Origin of the sequence: Nocardia sp. NPDC024068, from assembly GCF_040638875.1 — a bacterium.
Classification (GTDB): domain Bacteria; phylum Actinomycetota; class Actinomycetes; order Mycobacteriales; family Mycobacteriaceae; genus Nocardia.
Genome location: NZ_JBEZYU010000019.1, coordinates 63,349 through 80,238, shown reverse-complemented (window position 1 = coordinate 80,238; position 16,890 = coordinate 63,349). Strand labels below are relative to the sequence as shown.

The window sequence follows — 16,890 nt, the reverse complement described above, 5'->3', positions numbered from 1 at the left end:
TCCGGAGATCTTCATCGGATGAGGGTGAAGATCTCCGGATCGTGGGGTCGGGTCACCGGCACCGATGGCACGGCTACACGGAGAAGATGTCCACGCCGTCGTGTTCTTCTGCCACGAGGGTGTTCCGGGCGGCAAGCAGATCGAGATGGGCCATGGTTTCGCAGGTCGCGACCATCTGGTTGAACGTGTCCAGGGTCGAGAACGGGCGTTCCCGGCGGGTCCAGCCCAATGCCCGGGCCACCTCCAGCCCGGTGCAGGGCCCGAGTTCGGTGACCGCGGTGTGGATCTGATCGAGCCGCCGGTCGTGGTGTTCCATCAGTTCCCGGGCTCGCCGGCCGACACTACCGCCGTCGGCGCCATGGGCCGGGAGCATGGTCTGATCATCGTTGTCGCGCAACAGTTCCAGTGAGCGCAGAAAATTGTCCAGGGGTAGATCCCAGACGCCCAGTTCGAATCCGATCGACGGAGTGATCGTGGGGAGCAGGTGGTCGCCGGTGAACAGGAGGCGGTGGGCCGGGTCGTGGAACACCAGATGTCCCTTGGTGTGGCCCGGCGTCGCGAGAACCTCCAGTTCCCGCCCGCCGAGACTCAGCGCCCCCGGGCGCAGCCAGTGATCCGGTGCGGCCCAGTCCCCGGGGTCGAAGGCCTCATCGGCGCTCTCGGCGTGGACGCGTGCGGCGATATCGCCCGCGCCCGCACGGCCCAGTTCGCGCAGTGAGCTCACCGGAACATTGCTGCCGAGCTCTCGAATCTCTTGCAGACCAGGGGATTCCGCGGCACCGAGGTGTACGCGGCAGCCGTGCCGGCGGCGCAGTTCCACCGCGAAGGTGTAGTGGTCGCGGTGGATATGGGTGACGAGGACATCGTGGATCTCGCCGGGGGAGCGGCCGATACGCGCGAGTCCGTCGGACAGTTCGCGATAGGTATCGGGGCGGTGCCAGCCGCCGTCGATCAGGATGAGCCCGTCCTCGGTGTCGAGGGCGTAGACATTGACCGCGCGCAGGCCGTCCTGCGGCAATTGCAGTGGAATGCGATGGATACCGTCGGCGACGGGGTAGCAGCCGGGTTCGGCCCAGTGGGCGGTCATTCGCCGGTGACCAGCGGCACCATGGTCTGCTCCTCGCCGTACCAGATCATGCGGCGGCCGCGCATAGCACCGACATGCCGGACGGCCTCCTTCCATTCCGGACTGGCCAGCGCGGCGTCGAGGGCCTCCCGCGAGGCGAAGCTCAGGATGGACAGGCCGTCCCACCCGGCGGATCGCTCGTCGCCGGAGTCGAGGAGTTCGGTGTGCTGCCAGCGCAACAGGCCGGGAAGCGGGTAGGTCACCTCGGCGTGTTCGCCGCGCCACCATTCGATGAACTGATCGTGGGTCCAATCGCTGGGGCGCGACGCCACGACGATGAGGTTGTACATCCGGATATCCTAACTGAATTCTGTTCGGGTTTGCAGGGCGTGCGGCAGCGCGCAACTTCCTCTGAGCGGGAGTTACGCGCGCACCATCCGTACCGCGGTCTCGGTAACGGTGTCGGTGATCTCGGCCAAGGTGAGCGCGCCGTCGGGGCGGTACCAGCGCCAGACGCTGATCACCACGGCCAGGACGAGCCGGCCCTGAATGCGCGGATCGGCATCGGTGAAAGCGCCGGACTCGATACCGCGGGCGATGAGGTCGGTCCAGTTCTGTTCGATCTCCCCGACCAGTTCGCGCGACCGCAGCCTTTCGGCTTCTTCTTTCTCCGACTGGCGCGGTGCGGCGAGCAGATCCATATGATTCTGCAGGATTCGCCGCTGCAGCGCGTCGGTGGGTTCGGCGCGCAATGCCCCGGCGACCGCCGCGCGGAGTGCTTTTTCCGGATTTTCCGCACCGTCGGTGGCGGCCACGAATCGGTCGACCGAATCGGCCAATTCCAGCCGCATGATCGTCAGCAGGCAGTGCGCTTTCGATTCGAAATAGTGGTAGAGCGCGGTCTGGCCGATTCCGACCTCGTCGGCGATCGACGCCCATTTCGTATGCTCGTAACCGATTCGTCCGAATTGCTCGATTGCCGCAGCGAGGATGCTGCTCCGCTTGGACCGCGGACTTTCCCGCCGAGCTCCGGTATCAACGGTCATGAGTGACGTGCCCCCAGGATTCGACTGTGTGGATGCTTCAACTCTACCCCACCTGATATGAACTCGAGTCGGCTGCGGCCAACTGCGCCGCGAGCCGGACCGCGTCGGGCCGGGATAATTTGCCGACCCGATTCTGCGGGAGGTCGGCAACGGTGAACACGTATTCGGGCCATTTGAATTTGGGAAAATCCGCCGCCGCGAGCCGGGCGGTCACCACCGGCAATGTCATCTCCCCGGTATCGGCGACCACCAGCGCCGCGGCGCGTTCGCCGAGCAGATCATCGGGCACCGGGACGACGCATACCTGCACCACCCCCGGTAGCGCCGCGATCGCGGCCTCGACCTCGTTGATATCGATATTGCGCCCGCCCCGGATGATGATCTGCTTCTGGCGGCCCATCACCCGGAGGGAACCGTCGGCCGCCACCTCGACCAGATCGCCGGTGGGCAGGAAACCGTCCTCGGTGAGCGCGGGCGGTACCGGGACGCCGCCGCGGGCGTAGCCGACGAACAGGGAGGGGCCTCGCACCTGGGCGTCGCCGATCTCTCCGGCAGGAAGGACGGTGCCGTCCTCGCCGACAGCACGCACGACGGTTCCCGGGAACGGGCGCCCGTCGCGTCCCAGGCGGATCTCCGGCGGATCGTCGAGTCGCGGTGTGGTGTGACCCAGGCATTCCGACATACCGAACACCCGCAGGAAGGTGGTGCCGAGTTTTTCCTCGGCCTCGGCGAGGGCACGCTGGTTCATCGGGCCGCCGCCCACAGTCATCGCCCGCAGCGCCGCCAGTCGCCAGTCGCTGCCCTCGACCACCGAAAGTTGCAGGGCCATGGTCGGTACCAGCATGGTCCACGCCACCCGGTGCTCGGCCATCACATCGAGAGCCACGGCCGGGGACCAGCGGCCGACGGCGACCATGGTGGCGCCGAGGAAGGCCGGAAGGTACATGCCGAAACAGAACGCGGCCACCGAGGACAGCGGTACGAACGCACCCACGGATTCACCGGGTCGCAGCCCGACGGCTTCGATGGTGCTGCGGCAGGCGTAGCGGATGGCGTCCTCGGATTGGACCACGCATTTGGGGCGGCCGGTGGAACCGGAGGTCATCGCGATGGCGCTGCCGCCGTGCCAGCGCCGCACCGGGCCGAACCCCGTTTCGCGCGCCAGCAGCAGATGATCGCCGAAGGCGGTGACGCGGCGGGAGAAGACGGCCTCGGGTACTTCCCAGCGGCGTAGCGATCCGGGTTCGCCGATCACCAGGTCCGGTTCGATGTCCTCGAGCGCCAGCCGGAACTCCGATTCGCTCGCGTGCGGGCTGAACACGGCCACCACACCGCCGCGCAACCCGGCCGCGAGCGCGGCGGCGAGGGTCCGCCAGGTGTTGTCGGCCTGGATGAGGACCGTCGGTGGGCGGTCGTCGATGGCTGCCATCCGCTCGGCCAGCGCGGTCGCCGTCGCCACGATCTCACCCAGGGTGTGCTGCCCGAGCTCGTCGATCACCGCGATCTCGGCCGGTGCCCGTCGTGCCCGCTCGAGCAACTCCTTCGCCAGTACTCTCATCGCCCGTTCCTCGTGCCGCTGTGCTCTCTGTTTACTCGCCGCCACGCCGTCGTGGGGCGGAATGCGCTCGTCACGCCGGTGGAACCAGGACGGCGCGGCCGGTGATCCCACCGGCGCGCAGCCTGCGGTACACCTCGACCGCTTCGGTGAGCGGGTAGGTCTCCGTCTCGACGTGCAGTACGCCCCGCCGGGCCAGCTCGACCACCGCCGCCAGGTCCGATCGCGGTCCCCAGAAGGGCGCCGTGACACCCCAGCCCGCGGCCAGGCCGACGTCCTTGCCGACCTCGAGTCGTCCGCCCGCGCTGCCGACCACCACCAGCCGCCCGCCCGGAGCGAGTGCTGCTCCGGCCGGTCCGACCGTGCCGGGCGCACCCGCGAAATCCAGGATCAGATCCGCGCCCGCGTCCAGGTCGGCGGTTGCGGCACGAACCTCGGAGAATGCCGCGTCCGCACCGATCCGGCGCGCCATGGCGAGAGCCTCCGGCCGGTTGTCGACCGCGATGATCCGCCCGGCGCCGAATTCCCGGAGTAGCTGGATAGCGAGATGACCGAGCCCGCCGACCCCGACCACGAGGCAGACGCTGCCGGCATCGATGAGGTCGCGATGTTCACGCACGGCGTGGTAGGCGGTCAGGCCCGCGTCCGCGAGGGGTGCGCAGACCACCGGGTCCACACTCCCGGTCCGGACCAGGAACCGGGCCGTGGGCACGATCATCGCCTCGGCCAGCCCGCCCGGATGGCCGAGCCCGTTACCGATGGGAACCCCGCGGCCCGGGGATCGCAGGCGTAGACAGTAGTTCTCCCGCCCCCGCGCGCAGTTGCGGCACGCGCCGCAACTCCAGATCCCGTGGACCACCACGTTCTCCCCGATCCAGCCACGCTCGGCGGCCGGTCCCGCACCGATCACGGTGCCCGCGACCTCATGGCCCAGAGTGAGTGGTAGCGGGTAGTCGAAACTGCCGGCAGCGGAATCCATCACGTGCAGATCGGAGCGGCACAAACCGGCCGCCCGGACCCGCACCAGCAACTCGGTACCACGGGGTTGCGGGGTCGGGATATCCCGGAGTTCGGGTTCGGATCCCCAGGCGGTGAGCTGGACGGCGAGCATCAGCGGGCCGTCCAGCCGCCGTCGACCACCACGGTCTGCCCGGTCATATACGACGAGGCGTCCGAGGCGAGGAACAGCACCGCCCCGTCGACCTCTCCGGCCCGGCCGCCCCGGCCGAGCATGGTGTTGCGCCGGACCCAGCCCGCTGATTTCTCATTGCTGAACAGGCCGTCGGTCATCTCGGTATCGAACCATCCCGGGACCACCGCGTTCACCCGGATACCGCGCCGGCCCCACTGCCCGGCGAGTTCGCGGGTGAGCCCCAGAGTCCCGGCTTTGGACGCGGCGTAACTCGCGCCGCCGATCGGGGCGGTCGAGACCAGGCCGATCACCGAGGAGATATTGATGTAGGAGGCGCGCTCGCCCGCGGGCAAACAGGTCGCCGCGTAGGTGGCGAGATGGAACCCGGCGAGCAGGTTCAACTCCAGGATCGCGCGGAACTCCGCATCGGTTTCCTGCTCCGCCTGCGGCGGCCCGGCCCGGCCCGCATTGTTGACCAGGATGTCCAGGCGCCCGGACTCCGCGTAGCAGCGGTCCACCAGGGCGGTGCGATCCTCGGGGCGGGTCACGTCACAGGGCACCGGCACGATCCGAGGTTCGGTCCGGGCCAGGTCCTTCAACCGGTCTACGCGCCGGGCGGCCGCGTAGACGGTGGCACCCGCCCCGGCCAGCGTGCGGGCGAAGCCCAGACCCAGGCCCGATGAGGCGCCGGTGACCACCGCGACCCGCCCGCTCAGTCCGAACAGGCTGTCCAGGGTTCCGGTCTCCGATCCGGATATCTGCGCGCCCATCTCAGTACACCGCGGTCCGGCCACCGTCGACCGGGATCAGGGCCCCGGTCGTGTACCCGGCGGCATCACTCGCCAGATGGACGACCAGCCCGGCGATCTCGTCGGGCCGCCCCAGCCTCCCCGCGGGCAGCCGGTCCACGATCTTCCCGACGAACTCCTCGTCCCAGTGCTCGGCCATTTCCGTCGCGAACCCGCCCGGCAGTACGCAGTTCACCCGCACCGACGGCGCGTACTCCTGAGCGAAAGCCATGGTCAGCGCGTTGAGGCCGTTCTTCGCCGCGGCGTACATCGCCTCCGGCGGGCTGGGCCGGACCGCGCCGATACTGGAGATGTTGACGATGGATCCGCCCCCGGCGGCAGCCATCCGGGCCCCGGCGACCGCCATCAGCCGGAACGGTCCCTTGAGATTGACCTCGAGGGTTTTGTCCCACAACCCCTCGGTGACCGCGGCGAGGTTCTCGGCGAGCGGTGCGATCCCGGCGTTGTTGACCAGGATATCGAGACCACCGAATTCGGCGACGATCCGGTCGACGGCAGGTTCGATGCTGTCCCACCTGCCCACATGCAGTTCCAGGGGATGCGCGCTGCCCGGGCCGTCGCCGAATTCGGCGACCGCCGCTTCGCAGGCCGCGAGCTTGCGGCTGGAGACGATCACGGTGGCACCGGCGTCGAACAGTCCGCGGGCGATCGCGAGTCCGAGTCCGCGGCTCGCGCCGGTAACCAGGGCGACCTTTCCGGTCAGATCCGTTGTGCTCATCGGTATTTCTTCACTTCCAGACGCGCGATGGTGCGCAGATGTACCTCGTTGGGGCCGTCGGCGATCTGCAGGGCCCGGGTGATCGCGTGCATCCGGGCGAGCACCGTGTCGTTACTGACCCCCGCCGCCCCGAAGGTCTGCACCGCGCGGTCGACCACGGCGTGCGCGACCTCCATGGCGGACACCTTGATCGCGGCGACCTCGGAACGGGCTGCCGCATTGCCCGCGGTATCCATCAGCCAGGACGATTTCAGGACCAGCAGGCGGATCTGGTCGATCTCGATCCGGCTGCGGGCGATCCACTCCCGCACCACACCCCGGTCGGCGAGCGGGCCGCCGAAAGCGGTGCGTTCCAGAGATCGGCGGCACATCAGTTCCAGTGCCCGTTCGGCCATTCCGATGGCCCGCATCGCGTAGTGCATCCGGCCCGGACCCAACCGGCCCTGCGCGATCGCGAAACCGTCACCCTCGGCGCCGAGCATATTCGCCGCGGGCACCCGCACATCGGTGAACTGCACCTCGCCGTGCCCGAGCCGATCGTGGAACCCGAACATCGGCAGATCGCGGAGTACTTCGATTCCGGGCGCGTCCGCGGGTACCAGGATCATGCTCTGCTGCCGGTAAGTGGGCGCTTCCGGATCGGATTTACCCATGAAGACGACGAGTGCGCAATCCGGGTCGAGAATCCCGGAGATATACCATTTTCGGCCGTTGAGAACGTAATCGTCTCCGTCGCGCCGGATGGTCGAGGTGATATTGGTGGCGTCGGAACTGGCGACGGCGGGTTCGGTCATCGCGAAGGCCGACCGGATCTCACAATCCAGCAGCGGCCGCAACCACTGTGCTTTCTGCTCGTCGGTGCCGAACATGGCCAGGATTTCCATATTGCCGGTATCGGGTGCCGAGCAATTGAACACCTCGTTCCCGATGATCGACCGGCCGACCATTTCGGCGAGCGGGGCGTATTCGAGGTTGGTGAGTCCGGCACCCAATCCCTCGTGGGTCATGAAAAGGTTCCACAGACCCGCTGCCCGGGCCCGGGCCTGCAATTCCCGCATGATCCGCGGTTGTTCGTGCGGATTATCGGCGGCGGCGATCTGTTCGTCGTAGATCGGCTCGGCCGGATAGACGTGGTCGTGCATGAAATGTTCGAGTTCGCCGAGCAGGTCCTGCGTGCGGGTGGAGTAGGAGAAATCCACAGTGCGGCTCCTGGAGTGGGGTAAGGGGAGATCAACCGGCGAGCAGCGCGGTTCCGGTCTCGATGAGGCGGTCGATGGTGGCGGGCAGTTTTTCCTGGTCCGGGTCGTGGTGCCGGCCCTCCCGGTGCCGCCGCAGGTTGTGACCCATGATGGCGGCCATCTTGAGGCGGCCCAGGGCGTCGAACCAGGTGAGATCGGGAAGCGCGGGCCCGCCGGTGCGGTAGCGGTCCACCAATTCGGCGGGGCCGGGGAGCCCGGGTACCGTGCGGCCCACCTCGGGAAAGTTGGTGCCGTCGGCGAAAACGAGAAACCAGCCGAGCTCCACCCGGGGATCGCCGGCGCTCCAGATCTCCCAATCGATCAGCGCGACCGGTTCGGTACCGGTGGCGATGATGTTGCCGAGCCGGTAGTCGCCGTGCACCAGAGTGGGAGCCAGCGGTTCCGGAATCCGGTGACCGAGCAGTTCGAGCAACCGGTCGCCTCCGGTGACCAGCTCCGGCGGCACCGCGCCGAGGGTGCGGGCCCAGCGGGCGAGTTCGTCGGCCGGGGTCAGCGCCGCGTCGATACCGGGCACGCTGTCGAGGGCGACCGCGTGCAGCCGGGGCAGTACCTCTGCCGCGCGTCGCATACGGGCCGCCGCGATCTCCGGCGCTACCGCCGGGTCGTCCAGTACCGGTTCCAGCGATTCGCCGGAAATGAATTCCATGGCGAACCAGGCGGGCTCGCTATCGTCCTCCACGACGATCCGCGGCACCGGGACCTCGGTCGGCGCCAGCGCGCGCATGATCCGGGCCTGGCGCAGCATATCGTGGCGGCCGATCGGTTCGCGTCCCTCGGGCACCGCCTTCACCACAAAGGTTGCGCCGGTGGTCTCCGCGCGGTAGGTGAGTCCCGAATGACCGCCGGGCAGTCGCTCGAACCCGGTGAGTTCGGTCCCCGCCTCGGCGGACAACCGTTCGCGGACACGGTGTTCCAAGGTCATGGGCGCGGCTCCCTGGGTAGGCCGAGCACCCGCTCGGCGATGATGTTGTGCTGGATCTCGTCGGTACCGCCGGCGATCCGATAGCCGGGGGCGCCGAGGACGTGTTCGGTCCAGGCGAAGGTTCCCCAGCGTCCCGAATCGGCGACCAGATCGCGGCCGAGCAGCAGCCGAACCACCTCGGAGGTACGGGCCATGGTGTCGGTGGCCAGCAGTTTCCCGGCCGACGCCTCCGGCCCGGGATCCCGCCCCGCGACCACTGCCGCGGCGACCCGCATACCCGCCACCCGCTGTACATAGCTGCGGGTGACCAGATCGGCGACCCGATCACGCTCCACCTCGGACAGCTCACGCCCCAGGTTGCGAGCCAGTGCCACGGCCCGGTCGGCATTGGCGAGGCCGAGGGTCGCACCGTCGAGACGTTCGGCGGCGAGCACCGTCAGCGCGACCGGCCAGCCCTTGCCGACCGCTCCGAGGCGCAGCTCGTCGTCGAGCACCACACCGTCGAGATACACCTCGTTGAACGAGCTGCCCCCGGTCATCTGGCGGATCGGCCGGATGGTGATCCCGGGCGAATCCATCGGCACCAGGAACACCGTCAGACCCGCATGCTTGGCCGCGCCGGGATCGGTGCGGCAGACCGCCACCCCGAGGTCGGCGACCCGGGCTCCCGAGGTCCACACCTTGTGGCCGTCGAGGGTCCAGGTGCCGTCCGGATTGGGGGTGGCCCGGGTTCGTACCGCCGCCAGATCGGAGCCCGCCTCGGTTTCGGAGAAGAGCTGGCACGCGATGAGATCGGTCCGCAGCATGGCCCGTACATAGCGGTCCCGCTGCTCCGGGGTGCCCCACTGTTTGATGGCGGGGGCAACCAATTGCTGTGTCACCGAAAACATTTCGGTGCGCCGCGGTACCTCGAACTCGGCTTCGGCGCGGCGGAAGGCGAGCGCGTACGACATCGGCAACCCCCGTCCGCCGTATTCGGCGGGCCAGTCGAGCGCACCCCAACCCGCGTCGAATTTGGTGCGTTCGTAATCGCGGATCGCGTCGGTGTGCCGGCGTTCTTCCGCGGCCGTCCAGTTCTCGAAGACCGCGACCGAATCGTCACCGTGACCCCAGGCGGCCTCCGTACGGGGCGCGGCGACCTCGTGCAACCAGGCCCGGGCCGAATCGGTGAACTCCGTGAGATCCGGAAGTGTGCGTGTACTCATCTGCTACCTCGACCTCATACCGAAAGAACTGTGCAGGCGCTGATCCCGGGCGCGCCGTAGACGTGGGTGAAGCCGGTGCGCGGAGTGTTGCGTACCTGTCGGTCGCCTGCCTCGCCCCGCAGCTGGGTGACGATCTCGTGCACCTGCCGCAGCCCGGAGGCGCCGATGGGTTCGCCGTTGGCGATACAGCCGCCGTCGGTGTTGATCGGTAACCAGCCGTCGATTTCGGTGGCGCCCGCGGCGATCATCTCCTCCTGCGCGCCGTGCTCACAGAACCCGCATTCGGCCATATGCATGATCTCCGCACCGCTCTCGGTGTCCTGGAGCTGGGCGATATCGATCTCGCCGGGGCCGATACCGGCCAGTTCGAAGGCCGCCCCGGCCGCATCGGCGCTGACACTGGTCGGTTCCCCGGTGCCCTGCACCGCGGGACTGAAGACCTCGAACGATCCGAACCGGCGGGTGCGATGACTGATCGCCCGCAACCGCACCGGGCGGCCGCCGAGCCGGCGGACGGCAGCCGCGCTCGCGACGACCACGGCCGCACCACCCTCGCCGGGCGAGCAGAACATGAACTTGGTGAGCGGATCGTTCACCATCTCCGCAGCCGCGATCTGTTCCGCCGATATCGGTTCGCGCCGCCAGGCGTTGGGGTTGCGGCTGCCGTTGCGGTAGGCCTTCTCGGCGACCTTGGCCAGCGTCGCGGGGGAGATATTGTGTTCGCGCAGATAGCGGCCGATTTTGGCGCCGAAGAACTGGGTCGTCACCATGAGCCCGGCCGAACCGTACCCCTCGGGCAGGCCCCAGTCGGCCGGGTCCGGATCGAAAGCGCCACGCGGATGTTTGTCGAAGCCGACCGCCAAGGCGATCTCCGCGGCCCCGGAACGTACCGCGTTGACGGCGGAGAACAGTGCGCTGCCGCCGGTGGCGCAGCCGTTCTTCACGTTGGTGAACGGGATTCCGGTGAAACCGAGTTCCGCGACCAGGGTGTCGGCCAATCCGGAACCATCGCTGCCGCCGAAGGCGACCTGGATATCGGGCCAGGTCAGCCCGGCGTCGGCCACCGCCGCCGTAATCGCCGCCACCGCCATCTGCCGGCCGCTGACCCCGGGTTGCCGGCCGAAACGCGACAGTCCGCTGCCGATGATCGAAACCTGTTCTGTCACCGGTCCTCGCTCTGCCGGGTCGATGTGGTGGAGAACCGGGGGACCGGTGTGACCGCGACCAGCCGCACCGGCGCCCGGTCCAGGGCCGCGAAATCGTCGCAGTCGAGAATCGCCTCGATCTTGATCCCCTCGGGGAGTTCGACATAGCCCACCGCGTACGGGGTGAAGCCTTCGGCGGGAACGACATACGGTGGCGATTTCGGCGGGAACCGCTGGACGGTATGCGCCCAGACCACCCCCTCACCGCTCAGCGGTAGCGGGTCGGCCGTCGGCCGGGCACATCGCGCGCAGATCACGCTCGCCGGATATCCGACCGTGCCGCACTCCCGGCATCTGCTGCCTTCCAGTACGGGATTCGCCTGCTCACCCATATCGTTCCTTCCGAAAGCGTTCTACCGGTGGATGAGTCAGCGGCCGACCCACTTGGGTTCGCGCTTCTCCAGGAAGGCGTTGACACCCTCGCGGGCGTCCTCGGATTGCAGGGCGTTGCCGACCGCCAGGTGTTCCATCACCATCAGCGACTGGATATCGGCGTCCAGGCCACGGTCGATGGTCATCTTGGTGAGCTTCATGGCGAACGGGCTCTTGTCGATGATCGGCGCGATGAAATCGGCCACCAGGGCGTCGAGTTCGGCGGCGGGCGCGGAGGCGTTGATCAGGTCGAAGTCCTCGGCTTCCTTGCCCGAGAGCAGTTTGCCGGTGAGCATCAGTTCCTTGGTCTTGCGGATGCCGATCATGCGGGGCAGGCGGTAGATCGGGCCCGCGCCACCGAACAGGGCGCGGCGAATGTGGAAATCGCCGATCTTGGCGTCGTCCGCGGCGACCGCGAAATCGCAGGAGATCATCAATTCGAAGCCGCCCGCCGTGACGTATCCCTCCAGCACCGCGACCGAGGGGGTGTTCATGGAGTAGAGCCGATCGCAGACCTTCGCCGAGAGCACCGCGACATCCATCGCGTTGGTCTTGCCGACGTAGTTCTCCCGCAGTTCGTCCAGGTCGAAGCCCGAGCAGAAGGTATTGGCCCGGCCCCGCAGCACCAGGACCTTGAGGTTCGGGTCGTCGTCGACCTCCACGATGATCTCGTCGAGGCGGTGCAGCAGCTCCACGGTGACCGCGTTCTTCTTGTGCGGGCGGTTGAGCCAGACACGCGCGATCTCGCCGTCTTTCTCCAGGACGATGTGGTCGGTGTCAACCATCTCGGGGCCTCTTTCACTGTCAGTTATTGAACTGGATTCACTTCAGTTGTACTCGACGGCGCCGACCGCGTCAATACGGATTCCGGCACCGGTTTCCGGTCCGTCACACGCCGATCAAGTCGGCGATACGCGCGCGATGGGTCCGCGAATCGCCTTGTGCCGCTTCGTTTCCGAGTGCACGACGGAGATAGGAGTGCACGGGATGCTCCCAGGTGAAGCCGACGCCACCGTGTAGCTGCACCGCTTCGGACGCCGCCTGCACCGCCGCTTCTGTGCATACGGCGCCCGCCACCGCGATGGCCAGCCGTGCCGATCCGGGATCCTCGGCATGGAGCGCGGCGGCGTATCGGGAGGCCGATCTCGCACGCTCCAGCAGGACGAGTAGATCGGCCAGCCGGTGTTTGACCGCCTGGAAAGACCCGATCGGGCGCCCGAACTGATGTCGCGTACCGGCGTAGCCGACGGTCAGCTCCAGCAGGTGATCGACGATCCCGGTGTTCTCGCAGGCTGTGGCCAGGACGGCGAGATCGTGCAGACGGGCGGTTGCCGCCGCGTTCGCTTCCGGGGCGGTCAGCGCCACGGCCGGGCAGTCCCGCACGATCAGATCCGCCCGGCGGCGGGTGGGGTCGAGGACTTCGCGTGTCCTGCGCTCGGTGGTGGGCCCGGGTCGCAGGGCGAAGAGCCGGCGGCCATCGGGTGTATCCGCCGAGGCCACCACGATATCGGCGGTCGCTCCGCACGGTACATGCGTGATCGTTCCGTCGGCGTGCCAGCCGTCGGCGTCCAGGCGGGCATGGAGCTCGTCGGTGCCGGTGCCGAGCGTGCTCACCGTGGCGAGTAACCGGCCGGCGAGTACATCGGGGAGAAAGTCGGCGGTATCGGACGGGGCCGTGAGCAGTGCCTGGGCGCCGAGTACCGCCGAATGCAGGACGGGTTCGCAGACCAGTGCCCGCCCGCATTCCTCGAGCACGACGGCCAATTCGGCGGTGCCGTATCCGAGCCCGCCGAATTCTTCCGGGACGGCGAGGGTGGTCACCGACATATCGTCGACGAGGTGGGTCCACAGCCGGTCGGAGTATCCGGTGCCGGATTCGGCGACCGCGCGGACCTGGTCGATTCCGCTGTGCTTCGCGAGTAGTGCTCGCAGTGTTTCGCGTAGTTGTTCTTGTTCCGGTGTGGGGGTGAGAGCCGCCGGTTCCGCCCGCGGCCACGGGGCTTCGGTGACGGATGCTGAGGTGGAGGGCATGATTCTCCGGTTGACTTGAGTTCAATTCGGTTAACTCGAGCGTAGCGGTTCGTGCTCTCGACAAGAAGCACTTTGCTGAACTAAGTTCATTTCATGAGTTACGTGATCGAGGACTACTACGCCACGGTCGACAGTGGCCGGTTGCGCGACGCGGTGGCGTTGCTGGCCGAGGACGTGGACTTCGCGATGGTTCTGCCCACCGGAGTCAACCGGGACCGCGGGCGCTCGGCCATGTTCGACTATCTCGACGGCCGGCCGCCGGTGAACCGCAAACACGTCCTGCTGCGGGTGGCCGCGGACGGGGACATCCAGTTCGCCCACGGCGCCGTCACCGAGAACGACACCGTGACCACCGGCTATTTCGTATCGGCGATGCATCTGGACGCGGCCGGTCTGGTCGACCGCTACCAGGTCAGCTTCAGCGCGGATTTCCCACTCGTACCCCGGCCCTCGAACGAAGGAGAACAGCGGTGACCACGGAGGTGCCGGTGCTCGCCCGGTGGTTCGGGTATATGGATTCCGACGATCCCGATCGGGTGCTGGGCATGATCTCCGGCGATTTCACCATGTCGGTGCAGTTCTCCCAGGGCGCGGGCAAGAGTGCCGAATTCGTCGGGGACCGCGAAGGTCTGGTGGCGTATCTGGCGCAGCGTGAGAAGAGCACGCTGGTCCATCACATCGATATCGGCGCGGTGATCGGCGAATACGAACTCGTGCTGGGCCGCACGACCCGGGACGGTGTGTTCGAGGCTTCGTTCAACGCGACCGCGCAACTCGATTCCGCCGGTGCGGTACGCCGCCTGCTCATCGCACGAACGCCGGAAGTCGACTTCGCGCGCTGATCACGCTGCCCCGGGGCGCCGCCCGACCGGCCGAACCAGCCGAGGAGAACCACGATGAATCGCCGGCTCTGCCTGGCCCGCCGACCGGCCGGGAAACTGAGCGCCACCGATCTCGCCCTGATCGACGAACCCGTCCCGGTACCGGGCCCGGGCGAGGTGCTGGTGCGCAACACCTGGCTCTCGATCGACCCGTCGATCCGTATCCGGCTCGCCGCGACCACCCCGGACGGATACCTGCCACCGCTGCGGCCGGGCGACGCACTCACCGGTCTCGCTCTCGGGATCGTCGCCGAGACCCGCAATCCGGACTACGCCCTCGGCGATCTGGTGTCACATACTCTCGGCTATCGCGAATACGCGGTGGTCGGGACCTGTGCGCAGACCATAGGCGGTTATGGGGCTCCGGCCCGGATCGACACCGGTGGCCTGCCGCCGCAGTGGTTCCTCGGTCCGCTCGGCAGCGCGGGCCTCACCGCTTATGTGGGTCTGGTCGAGATCCTCGAACTGACCGCGGCGGATACGGTCTGGGTATCGTCGGCCGCCGGAGCGGTGGGTGCGCTGGCGGCGCAACTCGCGGCCCTGCGCGGGGCCACCGTGCTCGGTTCGGCGGGCAGTCCGGAGAAGGTCGCCTATCTGCGTGACGAACTGGGGATCGCGGCCTTCGACTACCATGCACCCGCTCTCGCCGAATCCCTCGCCGATCTCGCGCCCACCGGTATCGACGCCTATTTCGACAATGTCGGCGGCGATCATCTGACCGCGGCGCTGGATGCCCTGCGCCCGGCGGGCCGGATCGCCCTGTGCGGCGCGGTGTCCGGCTACGACGGCAGCACACCGCCCGGCCCGCCGAATCTGTTCACCATGGTGGCGAAAGGACTGCGGATGCGCGGTTTCCGGGCCGGGTCCTTCACTCGGCTCCAGGAGCGGATGCGCGACGAGATCGCCGATCACCTGGCCGCCGGGCGATTGGTACACCGCGAGTCGGTTTTCGACGGGATCGAGCAGGCGGCGACGGCCCTGACCGCGATGCTCGCCGGCGCCACCACGGGCAAGACGCTGTGCCGCCTCGCGTGACGGTGACCGCTCACCGGACGAGAACCGGCATTCCGATCCGGTGTTCCCTCTCGTCACCGTGTCGCGGACTCGTGGTCCGCACCGATCCGTATGTTCGGTGGGGTGAGCACCACTGAGCTGCCCCGGCTCGGCACGGCCACCGGCCGCTGGATCGTGCTGGCCACGGTTCTCGGGTCGTCGGTGGCGTCGCTGGACGCGACCGTCGTCAATATCGCGCTGCCCCGGATCGGCGAATCGCTGGGTACCGATGTGGCGGGGTTGCAGTGGACGGTCAACGGCTACACCCTCACGCTCGCGTCCTTCATCCTGCTCGGCGGTTCGTTCGGCGACCGGTTCGGCCGGCGCCGGGTGTTCCTCACCGGCGCGGTGGGTTTCGCCGCGGCCTCCCTGCTGTGCGGGGCGGCGATCAATATCGAGATGCTGGTGGTCGCGCGAGTGTTGCAGGGGGTGGCGGGCGCGATGCTCACGCCGGGCAGTCTGGCCCTCATCTCCTCCTCGATCGACCATCGCGACCAGGGTGCGGCCATCGGCCTGTGGTCGGGGTTCGGCGGGGTATCCGGCGCGTTCGGGCCGTTTCTCGGGGGCTGGCTGATCGAGGTGGCGGGCTGGCGCGCGATCTTCTTCATCAACGTGCCGCTGGTGCTGGTCGTGCTGCTGGTGGCACTGCGGCATGTACCGGAGAGCCGTGACCCGAATGCCGCCACCCGGCTCGATCTGCCCGGAGCGCTGGTCATCGCGGCCGCGCTCGGCGCCCTGACCCTGGGCCTGATCGACGGTGTGGCGCTGCTCGTGGTCGCCGGACTGCTGCTGCTCGCCGCGTTCGTGGTGATCGAACTGCGCAGTGACCATCCGCTGGTGCCGCCCTCGTTGTTCGCGTCGCGGGTGTTCACCGCGGCCAATCTGGTCACGCTCGCGGTCTACGCCGCGCTGGGCGGGGTGTTCTTCCTGCTGGTGCTGCAACTGCAGGTGGTGGCGGGCTATTCGCCGCTGCTGGCGGGCGTCGCCACCGTGCCGTTGACCCTGCTGATGCTGCTGCTCTCCGCGCCGTCGGGCCGGTGGGCGCAGCGGCACGGGCCCCGGTTGCCGATGACCTGCGGGCCGATCCTCGCCGCCGGCGGTCTGGTGCTGCTCTTGCGTATCGGTCCGGACGCGTCCTACCCGGTCGACGTGCTGCCGGGCGTCCTCGTCTTCGGACTCGGGCTGTCGGTGCTCGTCGCCCCGCTCACCGGCGCGGTGCTCGGGGCGGTTCCGGCGAGTGCGGCGGGTATCGCCTCGGGGGTGAACAACGCCGTCGCCCGGACGGCGCAACTGCTCGCGGTGGCCGCGTTGCCGGGTCTGGCCGGTATCTCCGGGGCCCTGGACGATCCGGCCGCCTTCGACTCCGGTTTCACCGTCGCGATGTGGATCTGCGCCGGACTGCTGCTCACCGGCGCGCTGCTGGCCGCGGTGCTGCTGCGGACGCCGCGGCGCGAACCCGATCTCGGCCACGTCGACTGCCTGCCGCAGTGCGGGGTCGGCGGGCCGGCGGTTTCGCCGCCGCACGATACCGCCGGCAGCCCCCGCTGAGCGGTCGTGCGAGTTCGTCCGGCACAGCGACCGCGTACGCCACCGGCGGAGAAGGCAGCGTGGTGCGGCTGTGGACAGTGTCGCCAAA

Annotated in this window: 18 protein-coding genes; 4 read left to right on the top strand and 14 right to left on the bottom strand. The window is 68.4% G+C overall.

What is annotated here, in order from left to right:
- Positions 1 to 73: 73 nt before the first annotated feature.
- The 14 genes from AB0F41_RS17220 to AB0F41_RS17155 form a co-directional block, all read right to left on the bottom strand.
- Positions 74 to 1,087, bottom strand: coding sequence for an MBL fold metallo-hydrolase (locus AB0F41_RS17220; protein WP_357424790.1), 1,014 nt, complete (start codon positions 1,085 to 1,087; stop codon positions 74 to 76).
- Positions 1,084 to 1,416: an EthD domain-containing protein gene (locus tag AB0F41_RS17215; protein WP_357424788.1), complete on the bottom strand. Its 333-nt coding sequence runs from the start codon at positions 1,414 to 1,416 to the stop codon at positions 1,084 to 1,086. Before AB0F41_RS17215 ends, AB0F41_RS17220 begins: the two co-directional genes overlap by 4 nt.
- A 72-nt stretch (positions 1,417 to 1,488) precedes the next feature.
- Positions 1,489 to 2,112 carry a TetR/AcrR family transcriptional regulator gene (locus AB0F41_RS17210; protein WP_357424786.1) on the bottom strand — a complete coding sequence of 208 codons (624 nt, stop codon included), beginning with the start codon at positions 2,110 to 2,112 and terminating at the stop codon, positions 1,489 to 1,491.
- A 43-nt stretch (positions 2,113 to 2,155) separates the two neighbouring features.
- Positions 2,156 to 3,670 carry a fatty acid--CoA ligase family protein gene (locus AB0F41_RS17205; RefSeq protein ID WP_357424784.1) on the bottom strand — a complete coding sequence of 505 codons (1,515 nt, stop codon included), beginning with the start codon at positions 3,668 to 3,670 and terminating at the stop codon, positions 2,156 to 2,158.
- A gap of 70 nt (positions 3,671 to 3,740) precedes the next feature.
- Positions 3,741 to 4,778 (bottom strand): NAD(P)-dependent alcohol dehydrogenase, encoded by a 1,038-nt coding sequence (locus AB0F41_RS17200; protein WP_357424782.1) that lies wholly within the window; start codon positions 4,776 to 4,778, stop codon positions 3,741 to 3,743.
- A complete protein-coding gene (locus AB0F41_RS17195) occupies positions 4,778 to 5,569 on the bottom strand; it encodes an SDR family oxidoreductase (RefSeq protein WP_357424780.1) in 792 nt (263 codons plus the stop codon). The genes AB0F41_RS17200 and AB0F41_RS17195 overlap by 1 nt, the downstream gene beginning before the upstream one ends.
- A gap of 1 nt (position 5,570) precedes the next feature.
- Positions 5,571 to 6,326 (bottom strand): glucose 1-dehydrogenase, encoded by a 756-nt coding sequence (locus tag AB0F41_RS17190; RefSeq protein WP_357424778.1) that lies wholly within the window; start codon positions 6,324 to 6,326, stop codon positions 5,571 to 5,573.
- Entirely contained in the window at positions 6,323 to 7,525 is a 1,203-nt protein-coding gene (locus AB0F41_RS17185; protein WP_357424776.1) for an acyl-CoA dehydrogenase family protein, read from the bottom strand. Before AB0F41_RS17185 ends, AB0F41_RS17190 begins: the two co-directional genes overlap by 4 nt.
- A gap of 31 nt (positions 7,526 to 7,556) precedes the next feature.
- Positions 7,557 to 8,507: a phosphotransferase family protein gene (locus tag AB0F41_RS17180; protein ID WP_357424774.1), complete on the bottom strand. Its 951-nt coding sequence runs from the start codon at positions 8,505 to 8,507 to the stop codon at positions 7,557 to 7,559.
- Positions 8,504 to 9,712, bottom strand: coding sequence for an acyl-CoA dehydrogenase family protein (locus AB0F41_RS17175; protein ID WP_357424772.1), 1,209 nt, complete (start codon positions 9,710 to 9,712; stop codon positions 8,504 to 8,506). The genes AB0F41_RS17180 and AB0F41_RS17175 overlap by 4 nt, the downstream gene beginning before the upstream one ends.
- Positions 9,713 to 9,726: 14 nt before the next feature.
- Complete coding sequence (locus AB0F41_RS17170; protein WP_357424770.1) at positions 9,727 to 10,878, bottom strand: thiolase family protein; 1,152 nt, start codon at positions 10,876 to 10,878, stop codon at positions 9,727 to 9,729.
- Entirely contained in the window at positions 10,875 to 11,249 is a 375-nt protein-coding gene (locus AB0F41_RS17165; protein WP_357424768.1) for an OB-fold domain-containing protein, read from the bottom strand. Before AB0F41_RS17165 ends, AB0F41_RS17170 begins: the two co-directional genes overlap by 4 nt.
- 36 nt (positions 11,250 to 11,285) lie before the next feature.
- Entirely contained in the window at positions 11,286 to 12,074 is a 789-nt protein-coding gene (locus AB0F41_RS17160) for an enoyl-CoA hydratase/isomerase family protein (RefSeq protein WP_357424766.1), read from the bottom strand.
- Between the two features lie 103 nt (positions 12,075 to 12,177).
- Positions 12,178 to 13,320 (bottom strand): acyl-CoA dehydrogenase family protein, encoded by a 1,143-nt coding sequence (locus AB0F41_RS17155; RefSeq protein WP_357424764.1) that lies wholly within the window; start codon positions 13,318 to 13,320, stop codon positions 12,178 to 12,180.
- 93 nt (positions 13,321 to 13,413) lie between these two features.
- On the opposite strand from AB0F41_RS17155, the gene AB0F41_RS17150 reads away from it, so the two are divergent.
- The 4 genes from AB0F41_RS17150 (at position 13,414) to AB0F41_RS17135 (ending at position 16,802) form a co-directional block, all read left to right on the top strand.
- Positions 13,414 to 13,794 (top strand): nuclear transport factor 2 family protein, encoded by a 381-nt coding sequence (locus AB0F41_RS17150; RefSeq protein ID WP_357424762.1) that lies wholly within the window; start codon positions 13,414 to 13,416, stop codon positions 13,792 to 13,794.
- Between the two features lie 38 nt (positions 13,795 to 13,832).
- Entirely contained in the window at positions 13,833 to 14,162 is a 330-nt protein-coding gene (locus AB0F41_RS17145; RefSeq protein WP_357424819.1) for a hypothetical protein, read from the top strand.
- A gap of 54 nt (positions 14,163 to 14,216) precedes the next feature.
- Positions 14,217 to 15,236: an NADP-dependent oxidoreductase gene (locus AB0F41_RS17140; RefSeq protein ID WP_357424760.1), complete on the top strand. Its 1,020-nt coding sequence runs from the start codon at positions 14,217 to 14,219 to the stop codon at positions 15,234 to 15,236.
- A 102-nt stretch (positions 15,237 to 15,338) separates the two neighbouring features.
- Positions 15,339 to 16,802, top strand: a complete 1,464-nt coding sequence (locus AB0F41_RS17135) for an MFS transporter (protein WP_357424758.1) — start codon at positions 15,339 to 15,341, stop codon at positions 16,800 to 16,802.
- Positions 16,803 to 16,890: the final 88 nt, after the last annotated feature.

Excerpts from the sequence above, each read along its gene's own strand:
- AB0F41_RS17220 (WP_357424790.1), bottom strand. The coding sequence starts at position 1,087 with ATGACCGCCCACTGGGCCGAACCCGGCTGCTACCCCGTCGCCGACGGT.
- AB0F41_RS17215 (WP_357424788.1), bottom strand. The coding sequence starts at position 1,416 with ATGTACAACCTCATCGTCGTGGCGTCGCGCCCCAGCGATTGGACCCAC.
- AB0F41_RS17210 (WP_357424786.1), bottom strand. The coding sequence starts at position 2,112 with ATGACCGTTGATACCGGAGCTCGGCGGGAAAGTCCGCGGTCCAAGCGG.
- AB0F41_RS17205 (WP_357424784.1), bottom strand. The coding sequence starts at position 3,670 with ATGAGAGTACTGGCGAAGGAGTTGCTCGAGCGGGCACGACGGGCACCG.
- AB0F41_RS17200 (WP_357424782.1), bottom strand. The coding sequence starts at position 4,778 with ATGCTCGCCGTCCAGCTCACCGCCTGGGGATCCGAACCCGAACTCCGG.
- AB0F41_RS17195 (WP_357424780.1), bottom strand. The coding sequence starts at position 5,569 with ATGGGCGCGCAGATATCCGGATCGGAGACCGGAACCCTGGACAGCCTG.
- AB0F41_RS17190 (WP_357424778.1), bottom strand. The coding sequence starts at position 6,326 with ATGAGCACAACGGATCTGACCGGAAAGGTCGCCCTGGTTACCGGCGCG.
- AB0F41_RS17180 (WP_357424774.1), bottom strand. The coding sequence starts at position 8,507 with ATGACCTTGGAACACCGTGTCCGCGAACGGTTGTCCGCCGAGGCGGGG.
- AB0F41_RS17175 (WP_357424772.1), bottom strand. The coding sequence starts at position 9,712 with ATGAGTACACGCACACTTCCGGATCTCACGGAGTTCACCGATTCGGCC.
- AB0F41_RS17165 (WP_357424768.1), bottom strand. The coding sequence starts at position 11,249 with ATGGGTGAGCAGGCGAATCCCGTACTGGAAGGCAGCAGATGCCGGGAG.
- AB0F41_RS17160 (WP_357424766.1), bottom strand. The coding sequence starts at position 12,074 with ATGGTTGACACCGACCACATCGTCCTGGAGAAAGACGGCGAGATCGCG.
- AB0F41_RS17155 (WP_357424764.1), bottom strand. The coding sequence starts at position 13,320 with ATGCCCTCCACCTCAGCATCCGTCACCGAAGCCCCGTGGCCGCGGGCG.
- AB0F41_RS17150 (WP_357424762.1), top strand. The coding sequence starts at position 13,414 with ATGAGTTACGTGATCGAGGACTACTACGCCACGGTCGACAGTGGCCGG.
- AB0F41_RS17145 (WP_357424819.1), top strand. The coding sequence starts at position 13,833 with ATGGATTCCGACGATCCCGATCGGGTGCTGGGCATGATCTCCGGCGAT.
- AB0F41_RS17140 (WP_357424760.1), top strand. The coding sequence starts at position 14,217 with ATGAATCGCCGGCTCTGCCTGGCCCGCCGACCGGCCGGGAAACTGAGC.